At 63.1% G+C, this 14547-nt stretch carries 14 protein-coding genes; 6 read left to right on the top strand and 8 right to left on the bottom strand.

Annotation, left to right across the window (positions count from 1 at the left end):
- Nucleotides 1–177: 177 nt before the first annotated feature.
- The 5 genes from LOY34_RS04995 (at nucleotide 178) to rlmF (ending at nucleotide 6700) form a co-directional block, all read left to right on the top strand.
- Nucleotides 178–1671, top strand: coding sequence for a leucyl aminopeptidase (locus LOY34_RS04995; RefSeq protein WP_195885740.1), 1494 nt, complete (start codon nucleotides 178–180; stop codon nucleotides 1669–1671).
- A gap of 51 nt (nucleotides 1672–1722) precedes the next feature.
- Nucleotides 1723–2151 carry a DNA polymerase III subunit chi gene (locus tag LOY34_RS04990; protein WP_093387140.1) on the top strand — a complete coding sequence of 143 codons (429 nt, stop codon included), beginning with the start codon at nucleotides 1723–1725 and terminating at the stop codon, nucleotides 2149–2151.
- Nucleotides 2152–2156: 5 nt separating this feature from the next.
- Complete coding sequence (locus tag LOY34_RS04985; protein WP_045196382.1) at nucleotides 2157–2504, top strand: hypothetical protein; 348 nt, start codon at nucleotides 2157–2159, stop codon at nucleotides 2502–2504.
- 285 nt (nucleotides 2505–2789) lie between these two features.
- Nucleotides 2790–5636: a valine--tRNA ligase gene (locus LOY34_RS04980; protein ID WP_045196381.1), complete on the top strand. Its 2847-nt coding sequence runs from the start codon at nucleotides 2790–2792 to the stop codon at nucleotides 5634–5636.
- A gap of 101 nt (nucleotides 5637–5737) precedes the next feature.
- Nucleotides 5738–6700 (top strand): 23S rRNA (adenine(1618)-N(6))-methyltransferase RlmF, encoded by a 963-nt coding sequence (gene rlmF / locus LOY34_RS04975; RefSeq protein ID WP_093387145.1) that lies wholly within the window; start codon nucleotides 5738–5740, stop codon nucleotides 6698–6700.
- Nucleotides 6701–6751: 51 nt separating this feature from the next.
- On the opposite strand, the gene LOY34_RS04970 is transcribed toward rlmF, so the two are convergent.
- Nucleotides 6752–7033, bottom strand: coding sequence for an HU family DNA-binding protein (locus tag LOY34_RS04970; protein ID WP_009398256.1), 282 nt, complete (start codon nucleotides 7031–7033; stop codon nucleotides 6752–6754).
- 408 nt (nucleotides 7034–7441) lie between these two features.
- Here LOY34_RS04970 and yejK point away from each other — a divergent pair, with 408 nt between their 5' ends.
- Nucleotides 7442–8449 carry a nucleoid-associated protein YejK gene (yejK, locus tag LOY34_RS04965; protein ID WP_045196375.1) on the top strand — a complete coding sequence of 336 codons (1008 nt, stop codon included), beginning with the start codon at nucleotides 7442–7444 and terminating at the stop codon, nucleotides 8447–8449.
- Here the strand turns inward: yejK and LOY34_RS04960 are convergent.
- The 7 genes from LOY34_RS04960 to hisG form a co-directional block, all read right to left on the bottom strand.
- The gene (locus tag LOY34_RS04960; RefSeq protein WP_195885739.1) at nucleotides 8430–8729 is read right to left on the bottom strand and encodes a GIY-YIG nuclease family protein; all 300 of its coding nucleotides are present in this window, start codon (nucleotides 8727–8729) and stop codon (nucleotides 8430–8432) included. The two genes, yejK and LOY34_RS04960, sit on opposite strands and share 20 nt — an antisense overlap.
- Before the next feature lie 39 nt (nucleotides 8730–8768).
- The gene (locus LOY34_RS04955; protein WP_195885738.1) at nucleotides 8769–9239 is read right to left on the bottom strand and encodes a nuclear transport factor 2 family protein; all 471 of its coding nucleotides are present in this window, start codon (nucleotides 9237–9239) and stop codon (nucleotides 8769–8771) included.
- Nucleotides 9240–9328: 89 nt separating this feature from the next.
- Entirely contained in the window at nucleotides 9329–10612 is a 1284-nt protein-coding gene (locus tag LOY34_RS04950; RefSeq protein WP_093388192.1) for an MFS transporter, read from the bottom strand.
- Nucleotides 10613–10627: 15 nt separating this feature from the next.
- Complete coding sequence (locus tag LOY34_RS04945) at nucleotides 10628–11278, bottom strand: FadR/GntR family transcriptional regulator (protein ID WP_093388189.1); 651 nt, start codon at nucleotides 11276–11278, stop codon at nucleotides 10628–10630.
- Nucleotides 11279–11384: 106 nt separating this feature from the next.
- Nucleotides 11385–12431, bottom strand: coding sequence for a histidinol-phosphate transaminase (hisC, locus tag LOY34_RS04940; RefSeq protein WP_195885737.1), 1047 nt, complete (start codon nucleotides 12429–12431; stop codon nucleotides 11385–11387).
- Nucleotides 12432–12433: 2 nt separating this feature from the next.
- Nucleotides 12434–13759, bottom strand: a complete 1326-nt coding sequence (gene hisD / locus LOY34_RS04935; RefSeq protein WP_045196365.1) for a histidinol dehydrogenase — start codon at nucleotides 13757–13759, stop codon at nucleotides 12434–12436.
- A gap of 135 nt (nucleotides 13760–13894) precedes the next feature.
- Nucleotides 13895–14530, bottom strand: coding sequence for an ATP phosphoribosyltransferase (hisG, locus tag LOY34_RS04930; protein ID WP_195885736.1), 636 nt, complete (start codon nucleotides 14528–14530; stop codon nucleotides 13895–13897).
- Nucleotides 14531–14547: the final 17 nt, after the last annotated feature.

Raw genomic sequence — 14547 nt, 5'->3', positions numbered from 1 at the left:
CATTATCCTGTGATTGGCCGTGCCTGTCACTTGGCGCCGCACAATGCTTCATCTCGGGGTTGTCAGGGCGGGCGAAGCAGGCTCAAACTGGGGGCTTTAGCACTGGTACGCGACCACGCGGCCACGACCGCGCCTGCATAGACAACGCGCATCGACAGATCATTCGGGGAACCTGACATGGAACTGGTTGTAAAAAGCGTAGCCGCAGCATCCTTGAAAACCGCCACCCTGGTCCTGCCCGTGGCTGAAGGCGGCAAACTCGGCGCCATCGCCAAAACCATCGACGAAGCCACCGGCGGTGCCCTGGCCAGCGTGCTCAAGCGCGGCGACCTGGCCGGCAAGGTCGGCCAGACCCTGCTGTTGCACAGCCTGCCAAACCTCAAGGCCGAGCGCGTGCTGCTGGTGGGTACCGGCAAGGATACCGAGCTGGGTGATCGCAGCTGGCGCAAGGTCGTTGCCGCCGTGCTGGCAGTGCTCAAGGGCTTGAACGGCAGCGACGCAGCACTGGCCCTGGACGACGTCAAGGTTGCCGGCCGCGATGCTTTCTATGGCAAGACCCGCCTGCTGGCCGAGAGCCTGCTCGATGGCCAGTACGTGTTCGACCAGTTCAAGAGCAAGAAAGCCGAACCTCGCGCCCTGAAAAAAATCACCCTGCTCAGCGCCAAGGCCGGTGCCAGCGATGTCGAACGCGCGGTCAAGCACGCCGTCGCCATCGCCAACGGCATGGGCTTCACCCGCGACCTGGGCAACCTGCCACCGAACGTCTGCCACCCAAGCTACCTGGCCGAACAGGCCAAGGCCCTGGGCAAGGAATTCAAGGGCCTCAAGGTCGAGGTGCTGAACGAGAAGAAGATCAAGGACCTGGGCATGGGCGCTTTCTACGCCGTCGGCCAGGGCAGCGACCAGCCGCCACGCCTGATCGTGCTCAACTACCAGGGCGGCAAAAAGAGCGAGAAACCTTTCGTACTGGTGGGCAAGGGCATCACCTTCGACACCGGTGGCATCAGCCTCAAGCCCGGCGCCGGCATGGATGAAATGAAGTTCGACATGGGCGGCGCCGCCAGCGTCTTCGGCACCCTGCGCGCCGTGCTCGAGCTGCAACTGCCGATCAACCTGGTGTGCCTGCTGGCCTGCGCCGAGAACATGCCGAGCGGCGGCGCCACCCGTCCTGGCGACATCGTCACGACCATGAGCGGGCAGACCGTCGAGATCCTCAACACCGACGCCGAAGGCCGCCTGGTGCTGTGCGACACCCTGACCTACGCCGAGCGCTTCAAGCCTCAGGCAGTGATCGACATCGCCACCCTGACCGGCGCCTGCATCGTCGCCCTGGGCAGCCACACCTCGGGCCTGATGGGCAACAACGATGACCTGGTCGGGCAACTGCTCGATGCCGGCAAGCGCGCCGACGACCGCGCCTGGCAGCTACCGCTGTTCGACGAATACCAGGAACAGCTCGACAGCCCGTTCGCCGACATCGCCAACATCGGCGGGCCAAAAGCTGGCACCATCACCGCCGGTTGCTTCCTGTCGCGCTTTGCCAAGGCTTACAACTGGGCTCACCTGGACATCGCCGGCACCGCCTGGATCAGCGGCGGCAAGGACAAGGGTGCCACTGGCCGCCCGGTTCCACTGCTGACCCAGTACCTGCTCGATCGCGCCAACGCCTGAGGCGACGCTGGCCGTCTGCGCCTTGGGGCGTAGCCGGCCGGCAGGCAGACCATGAGCAAAGTCGATTTCTACATATTGCCCAGCGCCGCGCCCTCGGCGCGCCTGGATTTCGCCTGCAAACTGTGCGACAAGGCCTGGCGCCTGGGCCACCGGGTTTACCTGCATTGCAGCGACGCCGCCCAGCGCGATGAACTGGACGCGCGCCTGTGGGCGTTCAAGGGCGAGGCCTTCGTGCCCCACGACGCGGCTGAAGACAACCCGCAGGGCAGCGTCGCTCTGGGCCTTGGCGATGATGCCGGCAGCCACCAGGACCTGCTGATCAACCTTGACCTCAAGGTACCAGCGTTCGCTTCCCGCTTTGCCCGGATCGCCGAGATCGTGGTCGAAGAGCCGGCGATTCGTCAGGCGGCCCGAGAGAGTTTCCGTTTCTACCGCGAACAGGGCTATGCTCTGCAAGATCACCGCTTACAGCGACTCTGAAGACGATGGACAAACCCACTCCCCTGCCCCAATCCGCGCACCTGCTGGACGACCTGGAGTCGATCCGCCAGCTGCTTGGCGATGCATCCCTTGAGCCGCCGCTGTTGACCGACACCGTCGAGGAGCAGATCCCGCTGCTGCTCGAAGAGGCCGAAGCAGCGCCGCAGCCGGCGCCTGAAGCGCCAGCCGACCCGCAGGCCAAGCGCCAGGAAACCCTGCTGCACCTGGACGCCGAGCTACGCGCGGCGGCCCAGTTGATCATGCAGGACGTGATCAACGATTTCGCCCCGCATATCGAAAGCGAAATCAAGCGCCGCCTCGACGCCCGGCTCGAGCGCCTGCTCAACCAATAAAAAGCAGTAACAAGCTTCAAGCGACAAGCTGCAAGAGCCGTGCGGCGCTCTGAGCTTGCAGCTTGTCGCTTGAAGCTTGCCCCCCCGTATAACGAAAGCGAAATCAAGCGCCGCCTGGATGCCCGGCTCGAGCGCATGCTTAACCAATAAAAAGCAGTTACAAGCTTCAAGCGACAAGCTGCAAGAGCCGTGCGGCGCTCTGAGCTTGCAGCTTGTCGCTTGAAGCTTGCGGCTTCGTTATACTCTCCGGCTTTCCTGAATAAATGCCTAAGGGTCCCGCCGCGCATGGATAAGACCTACCAGCCGCACGCCATTGAAACTTCCTGGTACAACACCTGGGAGTCCGAGAATTATTTCGCTCCGCAAGGCGCGGGCGATTCCTACACCATCATGATCCCGCCGCCGAACGTCACCGGCAGCCTGCACATGGGTCATGGCTTCAACAACGCGATCATGGACGCCCTGATCCGTTTCCGCCGCATGCAGGGCCGCAACACCCTGTGGCAGCCAGGTACCGACCACGCCGGTATCGCCACGCAGATGCTGGTCGAGCGTCAACTCGAAGCCAAGGGCCAGAACCGCCACGACCTGGGCCGCGAGAAGTTCCTGGAAAAGGTCTGGGAATGGAAGGATCAGTCCGGAGGCAACATCAGCCGCCAGATTCGCCGCCTGGGCTCGTCGGTCGACTGGAGCCGCGAGCGTTTCACCATGGACGACGGCCTCTCGGAAGCAGTGAAAGAAGCCTTCGTGCGCCTGCATGAAGACGGCCTGATCTACCGCGGCAAGCGCCTGGTCAACTGGGATACCAAGCTGCACACGGCGATCTCCGACCTCGAAGTGGAAAACCACGACGAGAAGGGTCACCTGTGGAACCTGCGCTACCCGCTGGCTGACGGCGCCAAAACTGCCGACGGCAAGGACTACTTGATCGTCGCCACCACGCGCCCGGAAACCATGCTCGGCGACGCCGCCGTTGCCGTGAACCCGGAAGACGAGCGTTACAAGGCGCTGATCGGCAAGTTCGTCGAGCTGCCGCTGGTTGGCCGCCGTATCCCGATCATCGCCGACGACTATTGCGACCCTGAGTTCGGCACCGGCTGTGTGAAAATCACCCCGGCCCACGACTTCAACGACTATGAAGTCGGCAAGCGCCACAACCTGCCGCTGCTGAACATCTTCGACAAGAACGCCTTCGTCCTGCCGGCCGCCCAGGTGTTCAACCTCGACGGCAGCGTCAACGACAGTATCGACGCGACCCTGCCGGCCCAGTATGCAGGCCTCGACCGCTTCGTTGCACGCAAGCAGATCGTTGCCGATTTCGACGCCGCCGGCCTGTTGGTCAGCGTCGACGACCACGCCCTGAAAGTGCCGAAAGGCGACCGCTCGGGTACCGTCATCGAGCCGTGGCTGACCGACCAGTGGTACGTGTCGACCAAGCCGCTGGCAGAGCCTGCGATTGCTGCCGTCGAAGACGGCCGCATTCAGTTCGTGCCCAAACAGTACGAAAACATGTACTTCTCCTGGATGCGCGACATCCAGGACTGGTGCATCAGCCGTCAGCTGTGGTGGGGTCACCGTATTCCGGCCTGGTACGACGAATCCGGCAAGGTCTATGTCGGCCGTAGCGAAGAAGAGGTGCGCAGCAAGCACAACCTCGGCGCCGACGTGGTCCTGAACCAGGACAACGACGTGCTCGACACCTGGTTCAGCTCGGGCCTGTGGACCTTCTCGACCCTGGGCTGGCCACAGCAGACCGAATTCCTCAAGAAGTTCCACTCCACCGACGTGCTGGTCACCGGCTTCGACATCATTTTCTTCTGGGTTGCCCGGATGATCATGCTGACCATGCACCTGGTGAAGAACGAGGACGGCACCCCGCAGGTACCGTTCAAGACCGTGTATGTGCACGGCCTGGTGCGCGATGGCCAGGGCCAGAAGATGTCCAAGTCCAAGGGCAACGTCCTTGACCCGCTGGACATCGTCGACGGCATCACCCTGGATGAACTGCTGGAAAAACGCACCAGCGGCATGATGCAGCCAAAGCTTGCCGAGAAGATCGCCAAGCAGACCAAGGCCGAGTTCCCGGAAGGCATCGCCAGCTACGGCACCGACGCCCTGCGCTTCACCTTCTGCTCGCTGGCCTCCACCGGTCGCGACATCAAGTTCGACATGGGCCGCGTCGAAGGCTACCGCAACTTCTGCAACAAGATCTGGAACGCTGCGCGCTATGTTCTGGACAAGGGCGAAGACTGCGGCCAGAACGGCGAAGCCTACGAGCTGTCGCTGGCTGATCGCTGGATCATCTCGCAGCTGCAGCGCACCGAAGCCGAAGTCACCCGCCAGCTCGACCAGTTCCGCTTCGACCTGGCCGCCCAGGCCCTCTACGAGTTCATCTGGAACCAGTATTGCGACTGGTACCTGGAGCTGTCCAAGCCGGTCCTGTGGGACGAGAACGCCCCGGTCGAACGCGCCCGTGGTACTCGCCGCACCCTGGTCCGGGTACTGGAAGTGGCACTGCGCCTGGCCCATCCGTTCATGCCGTTCATCACCGAAGAAATCTGGCAGCGCCTGGCGCCGCTGGCCGGCGCGCAAGGCAAGACCATCATGCTGCAGCCATGGCCAGTGGCCAATGAAAGCCGCATCGATGCCGCTGCCGAAGGCGATATCGAATGGCTCAAGGAGCTGATGCTCGGCGTGCGCAACATCCGCGGCGAAATGAACATCGGCCCGGGCAAGCCACTGCAACTGTTCCTGAAAAACGCCAGCGCCGAAGACCAGCGCCGCCTGCAGGAAAACGAAGCGCTGCTGAAGAAGCTGGCGAAGATCGAGTCCTTCACCGTGCTCGGCGAACAGGACGAGGCGCCGCTGAGCGCCACCGCCCTGGTCGGCGATCTGCAAGTACTGGTGCCGATGGCCGGGCTGATCGACAAGGACGCCGAGCTGGCTCGCCTGAACAAGGAAATCCAGCGTCTGCAGGGCGAAGTCCAGCGCGTCGGCGGCAAGCTGTCCAACGCCGCCTTCGTCGACAAGGCACCGCCTGCGGTGATCGACAAGGAACGCGCCAAGCTGGCTGAAGCCGAACAGGCCCTGGCCAACTTCACCGAGCAGCATGCGCGGATTGCCGCCTTGTAACGATCGCTGACCTCAGTGATGCCATCGCGGGTCAAGCCCGCTCCCACAGAAGTCTCTGTAGGAGCGGGCTTGACCCGCGATGCTTTGCACCGGACCTCAACATGACCACAACCAACAAACCGACCCTGCACCCGCGCAACCGCCACCAGGGCCGCTACGACTTCCCCCAGTTGATCAAGAGCAGCCCGCAGCTGGGCCAGTTCATGATCACCAACCCCCACGGCAAGCCGAGCATCGACTTCGCCAACCCGGATGCCGTCAGGGTCTTCAACCGCGCCCTGCTCAAGGCCCAGTACGGTATCCAGCACTGGGACATCCCGGCTGACTACCTGTGCCCGCCAATCCCCGGCCGGGCCGACTACGTACACGTGCTGGCCGACTTGCTGGCAGACGAAAACGGCGGCGAAATACCCCGTGGCGCGCAGGTCCAGGCCCTGGACATCGGTGTCGGTGCCAATTGCATCTACCCGTTGCTGGGCAACAGCGATTACCGCTGGCGCTTTCTCGGTTCAGACATCGACGCCACGGCACTGGCTGCGGCCGGCGCTATCGTCCAGGCCAACGGCCTGGGCAAGGCCATCAGCCTGCGCCAGCAAGGCAACCGCAAGCACATCCTGCTGGGGCTGCTCAAAAGCGACGAGCGCTTCGACCTGACCCTGTGCAACCCGCCCTTCCACGCCTCACGCGAAGAAGCCACCCGCGGCAGCCAGCGCAAATGGCGGGCACTGGGCAAGGCCGATCCCAAGCGCAAGCTGCCGGTGCTGAACTTTGGCGGGCAGAACAACGAACTGTGGTGCGAAGGCGGCGAGATCCGCTTCGTCAGCCAGTTGGTGGCCGAGAGCGTCAGCCTGAGCCAGCAGGTGCTGTGGTTCACCAGCCTGGTATCGAAAGCCTCCAACCTGCCCGGCATCCAGGCCGCGCTGAAAAAGGCCGGGGCGGCCGAACAGCGGGTGGTGGAGATGGGCCAGGGGCAGAAACAGAGCCGCATGATCGCCTGGACCTTCCAGGACGCCGCAGCGCGCCAGGCTTGGCGCCAGCAGCGCTGGAGCAAAACCCAGTCATAAAAAAACCGCGTCCGGGCAACCCGGACGCGGCTTTTGTCGAGCTGTTTACAATTACTTGTTTACAGCGTCGGTCAGCACTTTGGCTGGTACGAACTTGACGACTTTCTTGGCAGCGATTTCGATGGCAGCGCCAGTCGAAGGGTTGCGGCCGGTACGGGCAGGACGCTCGGTGATTTTCAGTTTGCCGATGCCTGGCAGGGTGATTTCGCTGCCATTTTCCAGTTGATCAGCAACGATCTGGCCCAGTTGCTCCAGAGCGTTACGCGCGGTGGTTTTTGGCGCGTCGATAGCTTCAGCGATATCGGCGATCAGTTGGTCTTTGGTCAATGCCATGGTGGTGTTCCTTCCCTATCAAATTCAGTGAGTATGCAGAGTGCTACGTCAGTCATCGAGCCAGACCTGCGGGGGATCCGGCGGTCCGGTGTTACAGCCACGTCAATCGCGTATGTAGATACGTAAAACGACGTTTGGTTCGACGTGACGCGAGCGGTCTGCCAGCAATGCGCCACACACGGGGCGCAAGACCGGGCAAAACTACCACAGGAATAGATAAATATCCGCCTCCCACAGGGCAAATGTGCAGGTTTTTCGGGGGTTTGCGCGAAAAAACGCAAAAATTTGAACAAAAAATAAACAACCGACATATCTGCCAACATCTGGCCGCTGAATCACCCCTGTGCTGAGGTACACTTGGCGACTTTGCAACGCGGCCAGCACCGCCCATTTTCAACCGAGAATCCCATGCCGATCCGTCATTGCATCGTCCACCTGATCGACAAGAAACCCGATGGCAGCCCCGCCGTGCTGCACGCCCGCGACTCGGAACTGGCCGAGTCGGGTGCCATCGAAAACCTTCTGGCCGACCTCAACGATAGCTACAACGCCAAACAGGGCAAAGCCTGGGGCTTCTTCCACGCAGAATCCGGCGCCCACCCGTTCAGCGGCTGGCTCAAGGAATACCTCGACGAAGGCAGCACCTTCACGGCCTTCAGCCGCGTCGCCGTCGAGCACCTGCAAAAGCTGATGGAAGAGTCCAACCTGTCGGTCGGCGGCCACGTGTTGTTCGCCCACTATCAGCAAGGCATGACCGATTACCTGGTGATCGCCTTGCTGCACCACAGCGAAGGCGTGGCGGTAAACGCCGAGCTGGACGTGACCCCGTCGCGCCACCTGGACCTGGGCCAGCTGCACCTGGCCGCGCGCATCAACCTTTCCGAGTGGCAGAACAACAAGGCCTCCAAGCAGTACATCTCGTTCATCAAGGGCAAGAACGGCAAGAAAGTCTCGGAGTACTTCCGCGACTTCATCGGCTGCCAGGAAGGCGTCGACGGCCCGGGCGAGACCCGCACCCTGCTCAAGGCTTTCAGCGATTTTGTCGAAAGCGAAGACCTGCCCGAAGAAGCCGCCCGCGAGAAGACCCAGACCCTGGTCGACTACGCCACCAGCCAGACCAAGGCCGGCGAGCCAGTAACCCTCGAGGAGCTCTCAGGGCTGATCGATGAAGACCGCCCACGGGCCTTCTACGAACATATTCGCAACAAGGACTACGGCCTGTCGCCGGAAATCCCCGCCGATAAGCGCACGCTCAACCAGTTCCGCCGCTTCACCGGCCGTGCCGAAGGGCTGTCGATCAGCTTTGAAGCGCACTTGCTGGGCTCGAAGGTCGAGTACGACGAGGAAGCCGGCACCCTGATCATCAAAGGCCTGCCGACGCAACTGACCGATCAGCTCAAGCGTCGCAAGGACTGAGCCCCGCCCAGGAGGCCACCAGCGCCTCCTTGGCATTCTTGCGCAGCTTTTTCACCAGCCGCTCCTGTTGCAGCGCCTTGGTTTTGTCGGGCCAGGCCTCGACATAGACCAAAGCCACTGCCGGGCTGGTGCTGAAGTAGCGTGCCCCCTGGCCCTTCTGGTGGGCCTGGAAGCGCCGCTCCGGGTTGTCGCTGATCCCGCAGTACAGCGAGCCATTGGCGGCGCGTACCAGGTAGACGTACCAGGGTTTGTTCGGTGGTTGGGCAATGGGCTCGGACACGTTAGTGACTATCAACGGCAAAGCGCACAGCTTAGCGCCTCAGCGCCCCGCCTGAAACGCCCGCAGGCCTTTCTGCGCCTGGGCGCGCACCTTGCCCTGGACCAGCGGCGACCAGCCCAGCAGCACCCCCGTGGTGCCCAAGGCCTGACGTGCCCAGCGCCACAGGTCGAAACTGTCGTGGTGCTCGCAGATCTTGCCGTCCCGAAACACAAAGCGTGCCTGGATGTCGTTGACCACGGTGCGGCCGGTCTGGCTGAACAGGTAGCGGGCGACCCAGCGGGCGCTGCCGCCACGCTCATCGGCGCGTACCGTGTCGAAGGTCAGGGTAAAGTCCTTGGCGCGGGTGGTGAGCATGCGCCACATGTCACCGACATCCTTACCGCACAAAGTACCGAAGACCGGGTCGCTGAAGACGATATCGTCGCTGTAGCAAGCAACCATGGCTTCGGCGTCCAGGCGCTGGAAAGCCTGGTAGAAGCGGGTAATCACGGCGGTATTGGCGTCACTCATGAGGCAGGTCCGGTTCCATTGCAATAGACCTGCACCATAGTCCGCTGAAGTGGCAAAAAGCTATGGGCATTTGCCTGGCGAATGTCTGCTCAAACCCGCTCGCTGACCACCTGCACATGCAGGTTGCGCCCGGCCTTGAGGCCAAAGCCTATGGCGCCGATGCCCAGCACGGCAAAGATCCAGCCCACCGCGTTCCAGCCGCCGGTCAGGTCATGCACCAGGCCGACCGCGAATGGCCCCATCGATGCCAGGGTGTAACCGATGCCCTGGGCCATGCTCGACAGGTTGGCGGCGACGTGAGCGTCTTTGGAACGCAGCACGATCAGGGTCAATGCCAGGGCGAAGGTACCGCCCTGCCCCAGCCCCAGGACAATGGCCCAGCCCCACAGGCCTTCCAGCGGCGCATACAGGCAGCCGAACAAGCCGGCCAGGGCCATGAGCATGACCACCACAATGGCCAGGCGCTGGTCCTTGCCACGCGTCGCCAGCCACGGCGCGCTGAGCGAACTGAGCAACTGCACGATCACCGAGCCGGACAACACCAGCCCGGCCTGGGTCGGGCTCAGGCCGCGACCGATGAGGATCGACGGCAGCCAGCCGAAAACGATATAGGCCAGCGACGATTGCAGGCCCATGTACAGGGTGACCTGCCAGGCCAGCGGATCGCGCAGCAGGCCGCGTACACGGTAGGCCACATTGTGGGCGCCGTGGCCCTGGCGGGCCTGAGGCAGCCAGATCAGCGCCGCCAGCAAGGCCGGGATCAACCAGAAGCCCAGGCCCAGCGACCAGCTGTCGCCCAGGCGCTCGCTCAGGGGCACGGTGGCGCCCGCAGCCATTGCCGCGCCCAGGCACAAGGCCATGGTGTAGACGCCGGTCAGGGTCCCGGCATGCTTGGGGAAGTCGCGCTTGACGATGCCCGGCAACAGCACGCCGATCACACCGATGCTAGCCCCGGCCATGATACTGCCGACGAATACCCCGGTGCTGCCAAAGGCGCTGCGCACGGCAATCCCCGCAGCCAGTACCAGAAGGATGCCGAGAATGACCCGCTCACTGCCAAAACGTCGCGCCAACACCGGCGCCAGTGGCGCGAACAAGCCCAGGCAAAGCACCGGCAAGGTGGTCAGCAGGCCCGCCTGGGAAGCGCTCAAGCCGAGGTTGTCGCTGACCTGGCCCAGCAGCGGCGCCATGCTCGACAACGCCGGACGCAGGTTCAGCGCCACCAGCACCAGGCCGAGCAGCAACAGCCACGGGCGCTTGAGCAGCACCGGTTGCTGTTGCACTTGTTCGTCGTCGGCTTCGGCGTCGATCAGCAGTTCTTCCAGCTCCGGCCCGTTGGCCGGCGCCGCAGTTCGGGTTGTTTCATCGCCCATGGCAGTCTCGCAAGGTCAGGATTCGTTGATCAGGGTCCGGCTCAGGGCCTTGGCCTTGTCCGGATCGCGTTGTTCGATGGCATCGAGAATCTGCCCGTGCAGGTCGAACACAAGCTGGCAGCGGGGAGCGTGGCTCAGGTTGTGATGCAAGGTGGCCGCCACCACCCCGGAAAAGTAGCGATACAACTCGCTCAGCGCCGGGTTATGCGCGGCATCCACCAGGCGCTGGTGGAACACCAGGTCGCAACCGATGTATTGCTCCAGGTCGTCGTGAAAATGCGCACTGCTGTGCTTGAGGGCCTCTCGTAGCCCTTGCAGGTCTTCTTCGCTGCGGCGCAGCGCGGCCAGGCCAATGGCCTCGGCTTCAAGGATATGGCGGGTTTCCCGCGCCTGCTCCAGGTCGCAGCGTGACAGCGCCTGAAGGGCCTGCAACGGGTCGACGGCGGTACGCAGGTAACTGCCATCGCCCTGGCGAACTTCGACCAGGCCACTGAAAGCCAGCACACGCATGGCTTCGCGCACCGTGTTGCGGCTGATGCCGAGCTCAGCAGCCAGTTCCGGCTCGGTGGGCAGACGCTGGCCCACCGTCCAGGCGCCGCTGGCAACCCGTTGTCGCAGTTGCTCGACCGCTTGTTCGACCAGGGAGCGTTTGATCAGTAAGGTCATGACATCCAATCATCGGATGAATTTGAGAGAGGGAGGTTACCGGTAAAATCCATCGCGGGGCAAGTCGCGACGCCTCGACTTGCCCCGCGACAAGGACTGTGCTCTATCAGTTCAACGCATCGAGCAACGCCTGATTCTGCTCCGGGGTACCAATGGTGATGCGCAGGAACTGGGCGATCCGCGCCTGCTTGAAGTGACGCACGATCACCCCCTGCTCGCGCAGGCGCGCTGCCAGTTCGGCGGCATCCTGCTGCGGGTGCCGGGCAAAGATGAAGTTGGCTGCCGAGGGCAGTACTTCAAAGCCACGGGCAGTGAGTTCAGCGACCACCTTCTCGCGACTGTCGATCACCTTGCGGCAGGTTTCTTCAAAGTAGGCACGGTCCTCGAACGCCGCCGCCGCACCCACAATCGCCATACGGTCCAGTGGATAGGAGTTGAAGCTATTCTTGATCCGCTCCAGCGCCTCGATCAGGTCCGGATGGCCGACCGCCAGGCCTACCCGCAGGCCGGCCAGCGAACGCGACTTGGACAGGGTCTGGGTGACCAGCAGGTTGTCGTAGCGATCCACCAGGCTGATGGCGGTCTGGCCGCCAAAGTCGATGTAGGCTTCATCGACCACCACCACCGAGTCCGGGTTGGCCTCGAGCAGTTGCTCGATGGCCTCCAGGGCCAGCAGGCAACCGGTCGGCGCGTTGGGGTTGGGGAAGATGATCCCGCCGTTGGCCTTGCGGTAGTCAGCGACCCGAATCTGGAACTGCTCGTCCAGCGCCACTGCTTCGAACGGGATGCCGTACAGGCCGCAGTAGACCGGGTAGAAGCTGTAGCTGATGTCCGGGAACAGCAACGGCGCATCGTGCTGGAACAGGCCATGGAAGATGTGCGCCAGCACTTCATCCGAACCGTTGCCGAGGAACACCTGGTTGCCCTGCACACCGTAGTAGTCCGCTACCGCCTGCTTTAGCAGGTCGCTGTTGGGGTCCGGGTACAGGCGCAGGTTGTCGTTGAGTTCGCCGCGCATGGCTTCCAGCGCCTTGGGCGACGGGCCGTAGGGGTTCTCGTTGGTGTTGAGCTTGACCAGCCTGGCCAGCTTTGGCTGCTCGCCCGGCACGTAAGGCACCAGGTCCTTGACGAAGTGGCTCCAGAATTTACTCATGTTCAGTTCCCCTTCTTGTCGGCAAGGATGCGGTATTCGGCGCTGCGGGCGTGGGCGGTCAGCGACTCGCCACGGGCCAGTACCGAGGCAGTGTGGCCGAGCTCGGAAGCGCCCTGCTCGGAGCAGAAGATGATCGACGAACGCTTCTGGAAGTCATACACCCCCAGCGGCGACGAGAAGCGCGCGGTGCCGGAAGTCGGCAGTACGTGGTTGGGGCCTGCGCAGTAATCGCCCAGGGCTTCGCTGGTGTGGCGGCCCATAAAGATCGCGCCGGCGTGGCGAATCTGCGGCAGCCAGGCCTGCGGGTCGGCGACCGACAGCTCCAGGTGCTCAGGGGCAATGCGGTTGGCAACGTCCATGGCCTGCTGCATGTCGCGCACCTGGATCAGCGCACCACGGCCGTTGATCGAGGTCTTGATGATCTCGGCGCGCTCCATGGTCGGCAGCAACTTGTCGATGCTGGCTGCGACCTTGTCGAGGAATTCGGCGTCGGGGCTGACCAGAATCGCCTGGGCGTCTTCGTCGTGCTCGGCCTGGGAGAACAGGTCCATGGCGATCCAGTCCGGATCGGTCTGGCCGTCACAGACCACGAGAATCTCCGACGGGCCGGCAATCATGTCGATACCGACCTGACCGAACACATGGCGCTTGGCGGTGGCGACATAAATGTTGCCCGGGCCGACCACCTTGTCGACCTGCGGCACGCTTTCGGTGCCATAGGCCAGAGCGGCAACCGCCTGGGCGCCACCGATGGTGAAAACCCGGTCGACACCGGCGATGCAAGCGGCGGCCAGCACCAGCTCATTGACCTCGCCACGCGGGGTCGGCACCACCATGACCACTTCACCAACGCCGGCGACCTTGGCCGGAATCGCGTTCATCAGTACCGATGACGGGTACGACGCCTTGCCGCCCGGCACATACAGGCCGGCACGATCCAGCGGCGTGACCTTCTGGCCAAGCACAGTGCCGTCGGCTTCGGTGTAGCTCCAGGAGTCTTGCTTCTGTCGCTCGTGGTAGCTGCGCACGCGCTCGGCGGCTTTTTCCAGGGCTTCGCGCTGGGCCGGGGTGATGCGGGTCAGGGCCAGTTCCAGGCGCTCGCGACCAAGGATCAGGTCGTTGATCGAAGTCGCCTGCACACCATCAAAGCGCTGGGTAAACTCCACCAGCGCCGCATCGCCACGCTCGCGAACGGCCTTGATGATGTCGAGTACGCGCTGGTTGACCGCGTCGTCAGAGACACTTTCCCAGCTCAGCAGATGATCCAGATGTCGGGCGAAATCCGGGTCAGCGGCATTGAGTCGGGCGATTGCAGTGGACGTGGTCATAGCGAGGGCCTCATAAATGGCGAATGCTCAGGCGCCCTAAGCTACCAGTCCATCCGCGCGGGCACCCGAGAAAATTGGCTATGACGCGGATAGACGGGCGCGACAGCGAAGGCCGCGCGCAGGAGGTAGAAAGTCTTAGCCGCGGTGTCGCGATTCGACAGCCTGGCGCAGGGTGTCGATCAGGCTCTGGATGCGGGCGTGCTGCATCTTCATCGAAGCCTTGTTGACCACCAGCCGGGAGCTGATGGTGGCAATCAGTTCCTGGGGTTCCAGGCCATTGGCACGCAGGGTGTTACCGGTGTCGACAACGTCGATGATCTTGTCGGCCAGGCCAATCAGCGGCGCCAGCTCCATCGAACCATACAGCTTGATGATATCGACCTGACGGCCTTGTTCGGCATAGTAGCGCTTGGCGACGTTGACGAACTTGGTGGCGATGCGCAGACGGCCCTTGGGCTCGGCAGCGCCGACTTTGCCGGCGGTCATCAGCTTGCACTGGGCAATCTGCAGGTCCAGCGGCTCGTACAAGCCCTGGCCACCGTACTCCATCAGCACGTCCTTGCCGGCCACGCCCAGGTCGGCGGCACCATGCTCGACGTAGGTCGGCACGTCGGTGGCGCGCACGATCAGCAGACGCACGTCTTCCTGAGTCGTCGGGATGATCAGCTTGCGGCTCTTGTCCGGGTTTTCGGTCGGCACAATACCGGCTTGCGCCAGCAGCGGCAGGGTATCGTCGAGAATCCGACCTTTGGATAGCGCGATGGTCAACATGGGAAACGTCGGTCCTT

The sequence above is a fragment of the Pseudomonas sp. B21-009 genome, assembly GCF_024749345.1.
Lineage (GTDB): Bacteria > Pseudomonadota > Gammaproteobacteria > Pseudomonadales > Pseudomonadaceae > Aquipseudomonas.
This window is presented reverse-complemented; position numbering and strand designations above follow the sequence as displayed.